Source organism: Pseudomonas sp. 21615526, from assembly GCF_013386245.1.
Taxonomy (GTDB): Bacteria; Pseudomonadota; Gammaproteobacteria; order Pseudomonadales; family Pseudomonadaceae; genus Aquipseudomonas.
The window spans coordinates 22,639-22,892 of record NZ_JACAOM010000019.1 but is presented as its reverse complement, the minus strand read 5'-3'; positions in this window follow the sequence as shown (position 1 = coordinate 22,892).

Here is a 254-nt window from a genome sequence, read left to right as displayed (position 1 = left end):
CACGGTCCACATGTGGGAGCTGGCTTGCCTGCGATGGCATCAACTGGGTGTACCTGATGCACCGAGGTGTCTGCATCGCAGGCAAGCCAGCTCCCACAGAAAAGCAGATCTGTTTTCGCTCTGGTCTTTGCTTTTGCTTTTAACACTCAAGCCGGCCGGTAGGCCGCTGTGCTCTGCTTTTGATCTGCTTTTGATTTTGATCTGCGGGCCCCGTCAACCACGATGGCCGCAAGTAGGCACGGTGGAGCGGGTAA